Below are 14,198 nucleotides of genomic sequence, written 5' to 3' on the forward strand. Positions count from 1 at the left end.
AGGGACACTCTAGCCACGCCGATCAAGGCGGCATCGGACATGTGTTCGATGGGCAACGGCAATTCGCGAGCGCAAGCCGGGATGGAAAGGCGGCGGGTGGACCGCCGCCTAAGGAATTACTTGAGGTTTTCGGCGAAGAAGTCGGCGATGGTGGTGTCGACCTTGGCGGTGACGTCGGGCTGATCGCTATAGAAGCCATAGCCGTGATCGGCATCAGGGATTTCGACCAGGGTCGCAGCCGGGTAGGCGGCACCGACCGACTGAGAGACGGCCGGGGGAACCACGGTGTCCTTGTCGCCATAGAGCACGACAATGGCGCCCTTGTAATTGCCGATGGCATCGAGCGGCCGGGAGGCGTTCATCTCGTCATACCAGGTCTTGCTGAGGTTCTGCGTCTGGCCCCACTGGGTCTTGTACTCGGCATAGCCCTTGTCGCTGCTGGCTTCGGCGTAGAGGCGGTCATATTCGGCCTGGCCACCCATGAATCCCACCACCATTTCAGCGCCAGGATCGGCCGAGGGGGCGAGGAGGGCCATGGCCTTGTAGGGGTTATCGGCAGAGCCGCCGATGGTCAGCGCAATGCGGCCGCCCATGGAATAGCCGAAAATGCCGAGTTTTTCGGTATCAACCGGATAGTTGGCCTCGACATAGGCCAGGCCCGCATTGGAATCCGAGATCATGTTGGAGAGGTAACCCTCGGTAAAAGGCTCCTTGCTGTCGCCGGTGCCGGGGAAATCCATGCGCACCGAGAGGATGCCCTTGTCGGCGAGGGCCTTGGCGATACGGCCGAAGCCGCCATTTTCCTGCCGGCCGCCGCCATGGCCGTGATTCATCACCACGACGGGGAACGGGCCTTCGCCATCCGGAACCACAACGGTCGCGGGCACGTCGCGATCGCCATTCTTGAAGGTAACGTCGGTGGAGGTTTCGGCCATTGCCAGGGGGATGGCGGCCAAGGTGAGAGAAGCGACAGCGAGGCTAATCCTGCCAAACTTGCTCAAGCGCATGATATCCATGTCCTTTTTAGTGACGATATGCATCGTCTGCCCCCTGAGCATCCGCCCGGAAAAGGTGGGGAGTCAAGGCTTGGCTGGGGCTTCCGCGACGGTGCCTGGCGCGCGATAGTGCAGTAGAAGCAGGAGGTCGCCATGGCGCAGACGCGGGTGCAGCATTTCTCGATTTCGCTCGACGGGTTCGGCACCGGGGAAGGGCTGAGCCAAGAGGCGCCCTTCGGCCACGCCGGGCAGAAGTTGCATCAGTGGATGTTCGCCACGCGCTGGGGCAAAACCATGTTCGGGCAGGCTGGGGGCACGCGCGGCGTCGACGACGCCATATTGCGCACCTTCGATGTCGGCATCGGTGCCGAGATCATGGGGTCGAACAAGTTCGGCTATCCCGGCTGGCAGGACGACGCCGGCTGGGATGGCTGGTGGGGCGAAGATCAGCCCTTTCACACGCCGGTTTTCGTGATGACCCGGCACAAGCGGGCGCCGCTGGCCATGGAGGGTGGCACGACATTTCATTTCACCGATGCGCCGCCGGCCGAGGTGCTTGCAATGGCCAAAGAGGCGGCAGGCGGGCGCGATGTGCGGATCGGAGGCGGCGTGCGCACGCTGCGGGCGTTCCTGGCAGAAGGGCTGATCGACCACATGCATCTGGTGCAGGTGCCGGTGGTGCTGGGGCGCGGGCAGCGCCTGTGGGACGGCCTCGAGGGCATCGAGCAAAGGTACGACATCGAACTCACGCCGTCGCCGAGTGGGGTGGTGCACATGATGTTCACGCGCAAAGGGTGATCGGCCGGGTCATGGAATGTCCGCATTTGCGCGGCACCAGCGGGAACTGTCCTTCAGGCAATTCAGATGGTGATGTGCATGCGATTTCTTCGACCTGCCCTCGTTTTGATGCTGCTCGCGCCTGGCGTCGCCTTGGCGCAGGTGCCGCCCAGCCATGGTCCGGCAGAGGCGCAATTGTGTCGTTCACAGCTGGAACTGTTGATCGACGGCGGCAAGCTGACGGAGGAAGAGGTTGCGCGCTTCGAGGCGCAGTGCGACTGCCTGGAGCAGCGGGCGACCAGCGGAAGTGACGCCCAATGCACTGACGGCGAATTGGGGTGATACCGGCGCCGTTTGGAGCTCAGCGCGGCCTGGTCAGGCGCGCAAAATCTTCTCCATCTTGCGGCCCTGCGCCAATTCGTCGACCAGCTTGTCCATGTAGCGGATTTCGCGCATCAGCGGTTCTTCGATCTCCTCGATGCGCACGCCGCAGATCTTGCCGGTGATGAGGGCACGATTGTCATTGAGGGCAGGGGCCTTGGCGAAAAATTCCTCGAAGGTGGTTTTGTTGGCCAGTTCGGCCTCGAGCGCAGCCTGATCGTAGCCGGTCAGCCAGCGGATGACCTGGTCGAGCTCCTCCTTCGTACGGCCTTTGCGCTCCACCTTGGCGACGTAGTGGACGTAAACGCTGGCAACGCTCATGGCATAGATGCGATGGCCGTTCATGGCGCATGACCTGTCCTGGTTCCGGGGCGGGGAGTGTAACGCGCCTGGCCAGGCGCGGGCAAATCATGACATCACAGTGATGCAATAGGGACGATAGGATCGGCCCCAGGTGATTTGCATGACGGAAGGACGCCGAGACCGGATATGTGCCGGGCGGCGTGAAATGCGATGGGAACTGAACTGCTCGAGGCGCCGGGCGCGCTTTATCTGGGAAGCGATGTGGTAGCGGCGCAATTGTCTGGGCCGCGCCATTTCCGCTCTGCGGCGGCGGCAATACGCTTCGCCATGGAGCAGGCAGCACCCGTCAGCCTGCGCGGCGCTGCCTTGCAGGTGGGCGGAGTGGTGCTGGATCGTGAGCAGATCCGCATGCTGCATCTGGACATGAAGGCGGTCGAAGCCGCGGCAATGCGCAGCGCCAGCCTCGCCCGGCAGGATGCGGGCTGGGCTGGGAGCAGCAGTAGTTTATGAAGGGGTAGGCCCGCTTTAGCGGGCGCCAGTCCGCTCGACGCGCTTGGGAGCAGCGATCAGGCCTTCGCGGATAGCCTGCTTGCGGGCATTCTTGCGAACGCGGCGCACAGCTTCGGCCTTGCGACGGACGCGCTCTTCAGACGGCTTTTCAAAATACTTGCGGAGCTTCATTTCGCGGAACACGCCTTCGCGCTGAAGACGCTTCTTCAAGACCCGGAGGGCCTGGTCGACATTATTGTCGCGTACCTGTACCTGCACTCAAAATTCCTGACTTGCTGCACGCCTCACCACGGGGGCAGGCGGGATCGAACGGATGCTCGACCGCGCCGGTCTATCAGCCATGGGCGGAAATGGCCATGGTGCAATTGGATTTTGTGGAAAAGTCTGCAAAGCCGCTTCCGCTTTGGGTACGTTGGCAAGACGCGAAGTGGCTTTCCCTCTAGAGCGGCAGCTTGAAGCCTTCGTGGGACTGGACGAAGCCTAGCCGTCGGTAGAATCGGTGGGCGTCGGCGCGCAGCTTGTTGGAGGTGAGCTGGACCATTCCGCAGCCGGCGTCACGGCAAAAGCCGATAGCCCATTCGACCATCTGGCCGCCGAGACCGTTGCCACGCTGATCAGCGCGGATATGGACGTTTTCCAGAATGCCCCGCTTCATGCCGAACGCCGGCATGCCGGGGATAAGACTGATCTGCAGGGTGCCGACGACTTCGCCTCGGCGCTCGGCCACCACCAACCTTTGGTTGGGATCGGCCGCGATGGCCTCGAAAGCGGCACGGTAGCGCGGATCTCCGAGTGAGGCCGGATCGAGCGGCGGGGTGTCCTTGCCGCGTGAGTCGCCGGCATGACCGAGCGTCAGGATAGTGGCGATATCATCGGGCGTGGCGTCGCGAATGTCGAGGTGGGGCATGGTCAGTTTGACTTGGGTGCGATGAGTCGGGCCAAGCCTAGCACGGCGATGGCGACAAGCGCGGGAAGGATCGCGATGGGGGAGCCCGCGGCAAGCAGCGCGCCGCTGCCCGCCCACATGATCGACGAGAAGGCCTCCGATAGCGTGGCGGCGCGCGAGGCGACCTGGCGGCGACGGAACATGGAGCGCTTGGCGGTGACGCGGAACCAGAGCTGAATGGCGGTGCTGGCGGCGGCAGCGAGACCGGCGAAAAGCGCCGTGATCAGCGCCATGCGCCAGGACATGACGAGCATCAGCAGCAGGATGGGCGCCAGGACGATGGCGATGACGGCAAGCACCGCCTCGACCTTGGCGCGCAATATCGTGGAAGGCAGGAGCGGCGCAGTGGCGACGAGATCATGGGCGTCTTCGCCGGAGATGGCGAGCCAGGCGAGGCCCCCGGCCAATTGACCTGCCGCCATGACCAGCACCGGTACGGCAACGACGAAATTGCCGTCGCCCCCGCCATAATTGACCCAGAGCAGCAGGGCCGGGGGCAGGAGATAGAGCAACTGCATCAACGTCTGCGACAGTAGCCAGGGGTCGCGCTGGAGCAGCCGCCATTCCTTGCGGCGCAGGGCTTGCCGCTGACTGATCGGGGCAAAGCCAGCACCACGCCGCCGCCGCTGACTGCGCACATGGCTGAGGCCGGCGGCAGCGGTTGCCAATCGCCCATAGGACGGAGCTGTCAGCAGGGTTGCGATGGCAAGGAGGGCGAGGCCGGCGACGAGGGCGGTGCCAGCGGCACCGATATCGCCCATCACGGCCCTGGCGGGCAGCCAGAGCAGACTGTCAAGGCTGGGGGCGGCATCGATCCACTCGGCGGACTGGAACAGGGCTAGCCGCGAAAAGCCCTCATGGGAAAGAATGGCGACGCCCTGAATGCCGATGGCGAAGCCAGCGCCGATAATGGCGGCAAGAATCTGGGCGATGAGCCGGGTCTTTTTCGGGCCCACGGCATGAAACAGCAGCAACGTGACCAGCATGGCCAGCGTCGTCGACAGGCAGGCCAGGGCGGCGAGCACGAGGAAGGCAGCGAACCATTGCGGGCCGTCCTGCACCACCAGCACGATGACCAGTGGGCTTATCAAGGCCATGCCGAGCAGTGCGGTGGAGACGGCGACACCGCCGGCGCGAACGGCAAAGAGCCTGCGGCTGGAGGCGGGCGAGGACAGGATGAGATCGAGATCGGAGCGGGAATAATAGACCCGCGTCACCGCCTCCAGGGCCTGGGAGAGGGTGACGATCCAGAACAGAAAACCCATGCCGCTGACCAGCATCAGCGTCGATTTGTCGACGACGGCGCCGGCATCGAGCCAGGGGCGCACGGCGAACCAGGCGATCAGCGCGATGACGGCATAGACGGCAATGCCGCCCAGGGCGAAGCCGAGGAGGCGCACGCGGTGGCCGCCGCTGAGCATGGCGATGGTATCGCGCCAGTTGAGGCGCAGTTCGTGGCGGGCGAACCAGAGCAGGGATGCGGGGGCGGGAGTCACGCCGCGTCCTGTTGCTGGGCGACGAGATCGAGGAATATTTCTTCGAGCGTCGTCTCTCGCCCGACGCGGGTGCGCAGCTCGGCGAGAGTCCCCTCAGCGATCAATCGGCCTTGGGCGATGACGCCGATGCGCTCGGCCATGCGTTCGGCGACTTCGAGAATGTGGGTGGTCATGATGACGGTGACGCCGCTTTCGACCTTGCCGCGCAGCACGTCCTTGACCTGACGGGCGGAGCCGGCATCGAGGCCGGTCAGCGGCTCGTCGAGAATGATCAGTTGGGGGTCGTGCACCAGGGCGCCGGCAAGGGCGACTTTTTGCGACATGCCCTTGGAGAAGCCGCCGCACAATTCGTTGGCATGCGGGCCAAGGCCGAGCCAATCGATGAGTTCATGCGCCGATTGACGGGCGCGCGCCGGCTCGACCTGCCAGAGGCCGGCGACGAATTCGAGATATTCGAGCGGGGTCAGCCGCTCATAGATCATCGGCTCGTCGGAGACCCAGGCGGTGAGGCGCTTGGCGGCCACCGGGTCGGCGAGCGCGTCGATGCCGAAGATGGAAATGCTGCCCGCATCAGGTTTGAGCAGACCCGCGACCATGCGCAGGATGGTGGTCTTGCCGGCGCCGTTGGGGCCAAGCAGGGCGTAGAATTCGCCGGCACCGATGCTGAGATCGATCCCGTTGACCACCGGGCGGTCGAAGGCTTTGGTGAGGCCGGAAAGGCTGAGGGCGGCGGGCATGGCATACCTGTCTAAGGATGTCGCCAGCCTAGGGTGCAGGCCTTTCCCGGCCGTTTATGGACAGAGTTAAAGTTTCTGCGTGTGGGCAGGGGGCAGGGGCAGCAAGCCGCTCTCTGGCTTTTCCCAATCAAAATCCCGGGCCGACGGGATGATGCCATGCCCGGGATTGAACCAACGGCGATCAGGCGACAGTCAGCTTGACGTCGACATTGCCGCGGGTGGCGTTGGAATAGGGGCAGACTTCGTGGGCCTTGTGGACCAGGGCTTCGGCGTCTTCCTTGGAGAAGCCGGGAAGGGTCACCTTGAGCTCGACGGCGATGTTGAAGCCCTTGGCGCCTTCATTGGCGTTTTCGCCGAAGGACACGGCTGCGTCGATGGTGGTCTCGTCCGGCACCTTGATCTTTTCGCCGCGCGCCACGGCCTTGATGGCGCCGAGGAAGCAGGCGGAGTAGCCGGCGGCGAAAAGCTGCTCGGGATTGGTGCCCGGGCCGTCATTGCCGCCCATGGCCTTGGGCGTGTCGAGGGTGACTTCCAGACGGCCGTCATCGGTCTTGCTGGTGCCGGTGCGGCCACCAGTGGTGTGGGCGTGGGCGGTGTAGACTGCGGATTTGATGCTCATCGGAAGCTCTCCTTGCATTGGGTAGAATTTGTTTAGTGCACAATTCGATTGTGCGCAATATAAATTTTTGGCATAGAATTGCCGTGCCGAAGACAGGGAAACGCGATGACGCCAGAAACGATGCCTTCCATCGATAGAATGTTGTGCTTTGCCGTCTACGCGGCCGGACATGCCTTCACGCGGTTCTACAAGCCGCGGCTCGACGCGCTGGAGCTGACCTATCCACAATACCTCGTATTCCTGGTGCTGTGGGAGGGGGACGATATTACCGTCAAAGCGCTCGGCGAGCGGCTGTTTCTCGATTCTGGAACCATTACCCCACTGGTCAAGCGGCTGGAGGCGCGGGGGCTGGTGTCGCGGCACCGCGATCCCGACGATGAGAGGCAGGTGCGTATCCAGCTGACCGAAGAAGGCGAGGCGCTGGAAAAGCAGGCGCTGTCCATTCCACTGGCGGTAATCGAGGGCACGGGAATGGGGCTGGATGGGGCCGATGCGCTGCGCCAGGAGCTGCTGGCCCTAAGGTCCCGGCTCGACGCGGCGCTGGGCGACAAGTAGCCGCTTAGCGCAAGCCCACCGCATCGACCTGCCCGGAGCGACAGCCGCCATCGACGGGGCTGGCGGCGGCGATAAGGCTGGCAAAATCGTCGGGACCGGTGATGTCGCCGGTGAGGCCAATGCGCAGCTCGGTGATCAAGGTGCGATTGCCATCTGCGGCGCAGGTCATGCTGACGCGCTCGCCGGCGCCTGGGCCGAAGGCGGCATCGAAGGCGTCACGCACCTGCGACAGGGTGATGCGCTTGCCGATGTTTGCGGCAAAGAGCTCGGCGACTGGGGAGGCATTGAGCGCCAGCATCATGTCGAGGGCATCGCTGAAATAGTCGCGCTGGCTGGCGCCATAGCAGGAGCCGTGCTTGGTCCATTGGTGACGGTCCAGTTGAGACTGCACGCCTGGCATGACGATTTCGAGATCACGGGTGAGGGCGATAGGCAGGTCGACACGCGGCAGGTCGCGCCAGCGTCCATCCTCGCTGGCATATTGGTCGGCCCGCGAGACGCCGCAATATTGATTGTCGCGTGGCTGCGGCCAGAGGCCATGCAGGGTGAAATTGGTGGCCTCGAAGCTATTGGGCTTCTGATTGCGGCACTCGCCGGCGCGGGGCACCGTTTCGCAGAAGGCCGGCTGCCAGTTGACGGCAAGGATATATTGGGTGCCGCGATAGGTGCGCGGGACGGGCGCCGGGGGCGGCGTGTCCACCCTGCCTTCGGCGTCGGTGGCGCGGGTGCCGCAATCGACCTCGACCCAGCGGCGGTCCGGCTCGGCGCCTGGCACCACGATCCAGAGATGGGTGGGGCGATCCTTGTTGCCGGCGAGCAGGCTATAGGCCGTTCCTGGGCGCAGCGTGATATTCCCGGGATTGGTCTGACGGCTGATGGATTGGTAGGCCGGGCAGGCCTTGGTGGCAGTGAAATAGCCGTCGAGCGGGGTTTCGGCCTGGGCCGGCAGGGCCAACAGCATGGATAGGAACACGAAAACCCAACGTGTCATTGCCCAACTCCTTTGCCTTCTGACCTGTTGCTCTAGCGTCTTGATGCGTCGATTGCAAAGCGGGGCATTGCGCGCATTCACGCGCCCCGCTAATCGTCGCCCATGACAACAGCCCCCTTTGAAATCTTTCTGGTTGCCACGCCTGGCCTTGAGGCGCCGCTGTGCGAGGAGGCGCGCGCGGCCGGTTTCGCCGATGCCAAGGTCGTGGATGGGGGCGTACGGTTTGACGGTGGCTGGCCGGATGTGTGGCGGGCCAATCTGGCATTGCGGGGCGCGACAAGGATACTGGCACGCATCGCCTCGTTCCGCGCCATGCATCTGGCGCAGTTGGACAAGCGGGCGCGTAAGGTGAACTGGGCGGAGTTCCTGCGGCCCGATGTGTCGGTGCAGGTAGAGGCGGCGTGCAAGCGTTCGCGCATCTATCATGCGGGCGCGGCGGCGCAGCGGGTGGCCACGGCGATCGCAGAGACGCTGGGCGCGCCGATTGCCGAGGAAGCCGAGGTGCGGGTGATGGTTCGGATCGAGGACGATCTCGTCACCATCAGCATCGACACCACCGGCGCCTCACTGCACAAGCGCGGCTTCAAGGAGGCGGTGAGCAAGGCGCCGATGCGCGAGACCATGGCGGCGATGTTCTTGCGCCAATGCGGTTTCTCCGGAACGGAGCCGGTCCTCGACCCCATGTGCGGCTCGGGGACTTTCCCAATCGAGGCGGCGGAGATTGCGCTGGGACTGTTGCCGGGACGCGAGCGTGGCTTTGCCTTTCAGCACTTGCCCAGTTTCGACGCAAAGGCCTGGGACAAAACCAAGGGCGTGGCAAAAGTGCAGCCGACCATGCAGCGATTCTATGGGTCGGATCGCGATGCCGGCGCCATCCGCATGGCGGAGGAGAACGCGGTGCGAGCCGGGGTCGCGGCGGCGACGCAGTTCAGCCAGGGCAATATCGAGGACCTGACGCCTCCGGAGGGGCCGCCGGGGCTGGTGATCGTCAATCCACCCTATGGCAGCCGCATCGGCAGCAAGGGGCCGTTGATCTCGGTGCACCGCACCCTGGGGACCGTGTTGAAAACGCGCTTTGCCGGCTGGCGTGTGGCGATCATCACCGCCGACAAGCAATTGGCCCAGGCGACCGGGCTGAGCTTCGAGCCGATGTTGCCGCCTGTGCTGCATGGGGGCATTCGCGTGGCGCTGTATCGGACTGGCGTGCTGTAGGCTGGGTGTGTTTCTCGATGTGATGGAACGGTGAGGGACAGCGGGCGTTCACCTTTCACACGCATTTTCGAGGAGATATGAAAATGGACTGGAACCGTATCGAAGGCAGCTGGAAGCAGTTTTCGGGCAAGGTCAAGGAACAGTGGGGCAAGCTCACTGACGATGACATTGCCCAGATCAACGGCAATCGCGAGCAGCTCGAAGGCAAGATCCAGGAGCGCTACGGCAAGGCCAAGGACGAAGTCCGCAAGGATATCGACGACTGGTCCAACCGCATGAACTAGGCTGGTCTGATCCAGTACATGAGCCCGGTCACTGACCGGGCTTTTTTCTAGCTGACGCCATTTAGAAAATGATGATCAGCCCCATCACGGCGAGCAGGAGCATCAGGCCGATGCCGAGCAGCATCAGCACGAAGATGACCTTGGCGAGCCCGCCCGCGACACTGGCGACGCCGGAAAAGCCCATGGCGCCGGCGACCAGGGCGATGATGACCAGAATGATGAGAAGTTGCAGCATGGCAAAACTCGCTTGACGCTATTTGCCTATCAACGCCGCGCTGCGCCGGCGCGTTCCGCCGGCGTGCTTGAGGGTCAGGGCGCGAGACCCACCGGGATCGGCGGCGGGGTCTGCATGACGGTGATCTTCACCCGCTCATTGGCCGCCATATAGGGGTCATTGGGGAAGAACGGATCGTCGTCGGCGCGGCCGACCACCGATTTTACGCGGTCATTACCGAGGCCGAATTCGCCGAGCGTGGAGCGCACGACATTGGCGCGGTCGGCTGACAGTTCCCAGGCGCCATAGCGGGGGTTGTCGTAACGGGCGCCGGCGGCGGTGTGGCCTGACACCGTGATCTGCGCATTGAGCTGCTGCAGAATGGGCGCGATGGCGGCAATGGCGGCGCGGGTCTGCTCGAGCGGATATTTCGAACCCTCGGGGAACATGCGCTTTCCCTGCTGGTCGACGATCTGGATATCGAGACCGTCTTCCGTCTGCTCGATCAACAGATTGTCCATGAATGGGGTGACTTCGGGCAGAGACTGCCAAGCCTGACGAATGCTGGCGGCGGCGCTATGGAATTTCTGGCTATCGACGGATTTGAGATTGAACTCGTTGTCGCTCGACGCCTGCTGTTCGCTGCCGTTCTCGCGGGCCTGGCCGCCCACCTGGTCGGCTTCGGAGTTTGAGAGATCAGCCTGTCTTTCGGTCTGCGGCGATACCGGACCGGTGGCGGAGATATCGGTGGCCGAGCCCGACATCTGGCTGCCGGTCGAGTCCATGGCATTGCCGCCCATAATGCCGCCGGCACCGCTATTGGAAAGGCTAACCGCAGCAGGAGCGAAATACTCGGCCAGGCCCTGCTTCTGCTCGGGCGTGGTCATGCTGATCAGCCACATGAGCAGGAAGAAGGCCATCATGGCGGTCACGAAGTCCGCATAGGCAATCTTCCAGGCACCGCCATGGTGTCCGTGCGCGGCCTTCTTGACCTTCTTGATGATGATCGGCTGGTCGTAATTGGCCATGGCGGCGACTTTCTAGCTGGCGGATCAGGCCGTGGCGGGCAGGTTGGCGGTCGCGGCTTCGACTTCGGCGAAGGTCGGGCGCACTTCGCTCATCAGCGCCTTGCGGGCGAATTCCACGGCCATGACCGGCGGCTGGCCACCGATATGGGCAAGCAGGCCGACCTTGAGCGAAAGGTAATATTTGGATTCGGCTTCGAAGATGTTCTTGAGCGACTGAGCCATGGGGCCGAAGAAACCATAGGCCACGAACACGCCGAAGAAGGTACCCACGAGAGCGCCGCCGATGAGGTGGCCCAGCACTTCAGGCGGTTCGGTGATGGCGCCCATGGTCTTGATCACGCCCAGCACGGCGGCCACAATGCCCAGGGCGGGGGTGCCGTCGGCGATGGACTGCATCGAGGAAACAATGCGTTCCTGTTCCTGGTGATGGGTTTCCAGTTCCTCGTCCATGAGTGCATCCATCTCATGCACATTGTTGGAGCCCATGGTGACCATGCGCATGTAGTCGCAGACGAACTCCACCGCATGGTGGTTTTTGGCGAAGGACGGGAAGGCGTTGAATAGGGTGGAGTTGTGCGGGTCCTCGATATGCGGCTCGATGCCCAGAATACCCTTTTGCTGGATCAGCTTGTACATGGCGAACTGCACGCCGAGCAGCTCGACATAGGCCGCCTTGTTAAATTTTGGTCCCTTGATCAGCGTGCCGAACATGGAGGGCACCGCTTTCAGGACCGGGCCGGTATTGCCGATGATGAAGGCGCCGATGGCAGCGCCGAGAATAATAACGAATTCAAAGGGCTGCCAGAGAACTTCGACGTGTCCACCCATGGCGGAATAGCCGCCGAACACGCAGGCGAAAACGACGATCACACCAATTATCAGACGCATGGAGGCGACACTCGAACAAAGACGCTAGGTTGCGCGCCCTGGTGAAGTCTGCCCGGACCGCGGTCGCATATTGGCGGTGTCGAGCTTAACAGGCCGTGTATTTGCGGCGTTTGCAGGCCGTTGGAAGGCGATTTTCGCGGTCAGCTATTGTTCGCCACAAGGGCCACGGCGATGGCGCGCTCGAGCTCGATGAGATTGTCCGTCCACATTGCGCGAGGGCCCGCTGCTGAAAGACCCGCCGAGAACGCCGCGAGATCGCTGTCAGTGGTGGCGATGCCCTTTTTGAGAAGGCGCAGGGCGTCGAAGGCAGCCCGATCGACCACTTCGGGGTCTGCGTCGGCCAGACCAGCCTTGTAGAGCTGGCGCAAGTAGCTGAAGTCGTAGCCAGCCAGCGCGTCCATGCCGCCGAAATAGATCAACACCATGCATTCGAAATCGAGTTGCGCGCAGTGCCAGAAGCGCCGTTCGGCGCGGGCGGCGAGGAAGGCGCGCACCGGCTCTATCAGGCGTGGTTCGCCCGGGACGCAGACCCGGTAGAGATCGAGCACCAATTGCGCCGCGCCTTTGTCGTCCGTTGCCCGCGCTTCGCGGGCGAACCGAGCGGCGATATCGGCCTCGATCAGCGGTGTCCGACGCCGATCGATCTTGTCCTTGAACGCTTCGAGAACGGTCGCGACGGGCCTGTCGGCCAAGCGTAGGCGGCGCACGGCAATATGCAGGTCGCGATGGCCGCGCAGGCTGCGGATGTAGCCATCGAGCCGGTCAAAGCGCGCATCGAAGGCAGTAACGAGGCTGGCGATCAGCGCCGGCGAGCCTTCTGTCAGCGGCCAATGCAGATACCAGTCGAGCGGCGCTTCGGCGTTCTGGCTGATGTCGAGCTGTTCAATGGCCAGCCCGGCAAGGCCGGCGAGCCAGATCTCCGATTGGCTGGCGCGCCACTGTTCGATCAGAGCCGCAGAGAGCATGTTGGCCGGGATGTCTGGCAGAGCGAGACGCAACTCAGCGAGCGCGGTTTCGGGATCGAGGCTGGCGGTGGTGTCGCCGAAGCGGCGGGCGCCATCGCGCAACTTTTGCGGATGTTCGAGATTTGCCTGGGCCTGGCGCAGCTTTGTCTCGGTGATCTCGGGCGGATTGAGCTCGGCAGCGAGCCAATCATATTCGGTATGTTCGCCGTGTTGAGCGATGGCCCAATCGAGCGCACTTTGAAAAGCCAGTTGGGCTTCGGGAGTGCCATAGAAATAATCGGCCAACTGGGAGGCGGCAATCTCTGCGGCGCGGCGGGACACCAAGGCGTCGGGTGAACCGATGGCGTCGCAAAGACGCGACAGCGACTTGCCCATGTCGAAATAGTTGAGGCTGCCAAAGCCCTGAAAATGCTCCAGCACCGCGGCGTCGAGGGTGAGATGCGCAATTTGACGCGACGGCGCCGGATGTCGGTCGAGTTCCATATGGGCTTCGGCCAGCAATTGTGGGAAGCGCGGAAAACAGTAGGGCGCCAGCTGATTGGCGATCTGCTCAGGGGAGATGTCCGGCACCTCCCCGGCGCTGGCGATTTCGAAGCGCAGCGTCTTCAGCATCAATTCAAGCGTGCGCGGCGCGAAAAGCGCGGCGATTTCGTCGAGGCGGGCCGCAATCTCTGGCGCCGATGCAGCCGCCTTGCGTGAGCCGCGCTCGACATAGGTCAGGACGCCGCCAGGAGGGAGCCAATCAGAGAGCTGGTCCTGTCTCTCCAGCAGCAGCTCGGCGATCTGCAGGAGCAGGGGCGCGGCGGCGTGGTTCATCGCCTGACTGAGGCGGGTGCGCAGAATCGAATGCTTCTGCTCGGGCAAAGCCAGGGCCATGCCGGCCATGGCAGCCAGGATCGGTTGACGCTTGTGCTTGATCCAGGCGGCCTCGAGTAGATTGGACCTGTCGTAGATATCGGCACTGGGCATGGCCGCTTCGAGAATGCGAAAGGCTTCGGCCGGAGACACATCATCCGGCAATAACAACAGCGACTGAACGGCGCTGTTTTCGGCATGAATGACGCTCTTGAGCAGGTCGTTGGTGGCTTTGAGGCGCGCATTGAGGTCGTTGCTGGCCGTCTGCGCCGGACTTGGCGGCGCAGGTTTGAGCATGGTGCGAAACTGCAAGAGGCCGAAGACGACCAGCGCCAGGAGGCAGGCCACAGCGAGGGCAATAAAGAGGGGCATGGGAATGGCGCTCATGGTCAGAGCGTAACCAGCCAATATGCTCGCGCCAGCCCCGATTTACGGGGGAGGC

18 protein-coding genes are annotated in these 14,198 nt (G+C 63.4%); 6 read left to right on the forward strand and 12 right to left on the reverse strand.

What is annotated here, in order from left to right; translation table 11 throughout:
• Window positions 1–116 precede the first annotated feature (116 nt).
• Window positions 117–1,040: an alpha/beta hydrolase family protein gene (locus tag DEVEQU_RS09595; RefSeq protein ID WP_164550335.1), complete on the reverse strand. Its 924-nt coding sequence runs from the start codon at window positions 1,038–1,040 to the stop codon at window positions 117–119.
• A gap of 108 nt (window positions 1,041–1,148) precedes the next feature.
• Between DEVEQU_RS09595 and DEVEQU_RS09600 the strand changes: the two genes are divergently transcribed.
• The gene (locus DEVEQU_RS09600) at window positions 1,149–1,793 is read left to right on the forward strand and encodes a dihydrofolate reductase family protein (protein WP_126150353.1); all 645 of its coding nucleotides are present in this window, start codon (window positions 1,149–1,151) and stop codon (window positions 1,791–1,793) included.
• Window positions 1,794–1,871: 78 nt separating this feature from the next.
• The gene (locus DEVEQU_RS09605; RefSeq protein WP_126150354.1) at window positions 1,872–2,114 is read left to right on the forward strand and encodes a hypothetical protein; all 243 of its coding nucleotides are present in this window, start codon (window positions 1,872–1,874) and stop codon (window positions 2,112–2,114) included.
• A 33-nt stretch (window positions 2,115–2,147) separates the two neighbouring features.
• On the opposite strand, the gene DEVEQU_RS09610 is transcribed toward DEVEQU_RS09605, so the two are convergent.
• Window positions 2,148–2,498 carry a DUF2200 domain-containing protein gene (locus DEVEQU_RS09610; protein WP_126150355.1) on the reverse strand — a complete coding sequence of 117 codons (351 nt, stop codon included), beginning with the start codon at window positions 2,496–2,498 and terminating at the stop codon, window positions 2,148–2,150.
• Between the two features lie 168 nt (window positions 2,499–2,666).
• Between DEVEQU_RS09610 and DEVEQU_RS09615 the strand changes: the two genes are divergently transcribed.
• Entirely contained in the window at window positions 2,667–2,966 is a 300-nt protein-coding gene (locus DEVEQU_RS09615; protein WP_126150356.1) for a hypothetical protein, read from the forward strand.
• 15 nt (window positions 2,967–2,981) lie between these two features.
• Here DEVEQU_RS09615 and rpsU read toward each other — a convergent pair whose 3' ends face one another.
• The 5 genes from rpsU to DEVEQU_RS09640 all read right to left on the reverse strand — a co-directional run bounded on the left by rpsU (window position 2,982) and on the right by DEVEQU_RS09640 (window position 6,764).
• Entirely contained in the window at window positions 2,982–3,224 is a 243-nt protein-coding gene (gene rpsU, locus DEVEQU_RS09620) for a 30S ribosomal protein S21 (protein ID WP_126150357.1), read from the reverse strand.
• A gap of 181 nt (window positions 3,225–3,405) precedes the next feature.
• Entirely contained in the window at window positions 3,406–3,873 is a 468-nt protein-coding gene (locus DEVEQU_RS09625; protein WP_126150358.1) for a GNAT family N-acetyltransferase, read from the reverse strand.
• Window positions 3,874–3,875: 2 nt separating this feature from the next.
• Window positions 3,876–5,408: a permease gene (locus DEVEQU_RS09630; protein ID WP_126150359.1), complete on the reverse strand. Its 1,533-nt coding sequence runs from the start codon at window positions 5,406–5,408 to the stop codon at window positions 3,876–3,878.
• Window positions 5,405–6,145 (reverse strand): ABC transporter ATP-binding protein, encoded by a 741-nt coding sequence (locus tag DEVEQU_RS09635; protein ID WP_126150360.1) that lies wholly within the window; start codon window positions 6,143–6,145, stop codon window positions 5,405–5,407. The genes DEVEQU_RS09630 and DEVEQU_RS09635 overlap by 4 nt, the downstream gene beginning before the upstream one ends.
• Window positions 6,146–6,326: 181 nt before the next feature.
• Entirely contained in the window at window positions 6,327–6,764 is a 438-nt protein-coding gene (locus DEVEQU_RS09640; RefSeq protein ID WP_126150361.1) for an organic hydroperoxide resistance protein, read from the reverse strand.
• Between the two features lie 105 nt (window positions 6,765–6,869).
• Between DEVEQU_RS09640 and DEVEQU_RS09645 the strand changes: the two genes are divergently transcribed.
• The gene (locus DEVEQU_RS09645) at window positions 6,870–7,319 is read left to right on the forward strand and encodes a MarR family winged helix-turn-helix transcriptional regulator (protein WP_126150362.1); all 450 of its coding nucleotides are present in this window, start codon (window positions 6,870–6,872) and stop codon (window positions 7,317–7,319) included.
• Between the two features lie 4 nt (window positions 7,320–7,323).
• Here DEVEQU_RS09645 and DEVEQU_RS09650 read toward each other — a convergent pair whose 3' ends face one another.
• Window positions 7,324–8,310 (reverse strand): ribonuclease T2 family protein, encoded by a 987-nt coding sequence (locus DEVEQU_RS09650; protein ID WP_223214162.1) that lies wholly within the window; start codon window positions 8,308–8,310, stop codon window positions 7,324–7,326.
• Between the two features lie 102 nt (window positions 8,311–8,412).
• Between DEVEQU_RS09650 and DEVEQU_RS09655 the strand changes: the two genes are divergently transcribed.
• Both DEVEQU_RS09655 and DEVEQU_RS09660 read left to right on the forward strand, forming a co-directional pair.
• Window positions 8,413–9,522 (forward strand): THUMP domain-containing class I SAM-dependent RNA methyltransferase, encoded by a 1,110-nt coding sequence (locus DEVEQU_RS09655; RefSeq protein ID WP_126150363.1) that lies wholly within the window; start codon window positions 8,413–8,415, stop codon window positions 9,520–9,522.
• Window positions 9,523–9,605: 83 nt separating this feature from the next.
• The gene (locus DEVEQU_RS09660) at window positions 9,606–9,806 is read left to right on the forward strand and encodes a CsbD family protein (protein ID WP_126150364.1); all 201 of its coding nucleotides are present in this window, start codon (window positions 9,606–9,608) and stop codon (window positions 9,804–9,806) included.
• A gap of 61 nt (window positions 9,807–9,867) precedes the next feature.
• On the opposite strand, the gene DEVEQU_RS09665 is transcribed toward DEVEQU_RS09660, so the two are convergent.
• From DEVEQU_RS09665 to DEVEQU_RS09680, 4 genes are all read right to left on the reverse strand, one after another.
• Window positions 9,868–10,041, reverse strand: a complete 174-nt coding sequence (locus tag DEVEQU_RS09665) for a DUF1328 family protein (RefSeq protein WP_126150365.1) — start codon at window positions 10,039–10,041, stop codon at window positions 9,868–9,870.
• Between the two features lie 74 nt (window positions 10,042–10,115).
• Window positions 10,116–11,048 (reverse strand): flagellar motor protein MotB, encoded by a 933-nt coding sequence (locus DEVEQU_RS09670; RefSeq protein WP_126150366.1) that lies wholly within the window; start codon window positions 11,046–11,048, stop codon window positions 10,116–10,118.
• Between the two features lie 24 nt (window positions 11,049–11,072).
• A complete protein-coding gene (motA, locus tag DEVEQU_RS09675) occupies window positions 11,073–11,936 on the reverse strand; it encodes a flagellar motor stator protein MotA (protein WP_126150367.1) in 864 nt (287 codons plus the stop codon).
• A 140-nt stretch (window positions 11,937–12,076) separates the two neighbouring features.
• Entirely contained in the window at window positions 12,077–14,128 is a 2,052-nt protein-coding gene (locus DEVEQU_RS09680) for a hypothetical protein (RefSeq protein ID WP_126150368.1), read from the reverse strand.
• Window positions 14,129–14,198 lie beyond the last annotated feature (70 nt).

It is taken from the genome of Devosia equisanguinis, from assembly GCF_900631955.1.
Lineage (GTDB): Bacteria > Pseudomonadota > Alphaproteobacteria > Rhizobiales > Devosiaceae > Devosia > Devosia equisanguinis.

Bases quoted from the DNA above. Each gene is read 5' to 3' on its own strand.
- DEVEQU_RS09595 (WP_164550335.1), bottom strand. From the start codon at position 1,040: ATGCATATCGTCACTAAAAAGGACATGGATATCATGCGCTTGAGCAAG.
- DEVEQU_RS09600 (WP_126150353.1), top strand. From the start codon at position 1,149: ATGGCGCAGACGCGGGTGCAGCATTTCTCGATTTCGCTCGACGGGTTC.
- DEVEQU_RS09605 (WP_126150354.1), top strand. From the start codon at position 1,872: ATGCGATTTCTTCGACCTGCCCTCGTTTTGATGCTGCTCGCGCCTGGC.
- DEVEQU_RS09610 (WP_126150355.1), bottom strand. From the start codon at position 2,498: ATGAACGGCCATCGCATCTATGCCATGAGCGTTGCCAGCGTTTACGTC.
- DEVEQU_RS09615 (WP_126150356.1), top strand. From the start codon at position 2,667: ATGGGAACTGAACTGCTCGAGGCGCCGGGCGCGCTTTATCTGGGAAGC.
- DEVEQU_RS09625 (WP_126150358.1), bottom strand. From the start codon at position 3,873: ATGCCCCACCTCGACATTCGCGACGCCACGCCCGATGATATCGCCACT.
- DEVEQU_RS09635 (WP_126150360.1), bottom strand. From the start codon at position 6,145: ATGCCCGCCGCCCTCAGCCTTTCCGGCCTCACCAAAGCCTTCGACCGC.
- DEVEQU_RS09640 (WP_126150361.1), bottom strand. From the start codon at position 6,764: ATGAGCATCAAATCCGCAGTCTACACCGCCCACGCCCACACCACTGGT.
- DEVEQU_RS09645 (WP_126150362.1), top strand. From the start codon at position 6,870: ATGACGCCAGAAACGATGCCTTCCATCGATAGAATGTTGTGCTTTGCC.
- DEVEQU_RS09650 (WP_223214162.1), bottom strand. From the start codon at position 8,310: ATGACACGTTGGGTTTTCGTGTTCCTATCCATGCTGTTGGCCCTGCCG.
- DEVEQU_RS09655 (WP_126150363.1), top strand. From the start codon at position 8,413: ATGACAACAGCCCCCTTTGAAATCTTTCTGGTTGCCACGCCTGGCCTT.
- DEVEQU_RS09660 (WP_126150364.1), top strand. From the start codon at position 9,606: ATGGACTGGAACCGTATCGAAGGCAGCTGGAAGCAGTTTTCGGGCAAG.
- DEVEQU_RS09665 (WP_126150365.1), bottom strand. From the start codon at position 10,041: ATGCTGCAACTTCTCATCATTCTGGTCATCATCGCCCTGGTCGCCGGC.
- DEVEQU_RS09670 (WP_126150366.1), bottom strand. From the start codon at position 11,048: ATGGCCAATTACGACCAGCCGATCATCATCAAGAAGGTCAAGAAGGCC.
- motA (WP_126150367.1), bottom strand. From the start codon at position 11,936: ATGCGTCTGATAATTGGTGTGATCGTCGTTTTCGCCTGCGTGTTCGGC.
- DEVEQU_RS09680 (WP_126150368.1), bottom strand. From the start codon at position 14,128: ATGCCCCTCTTTATTGCCCTCGCTGTGGCCTGCCTCCTGGCGCTGGTC.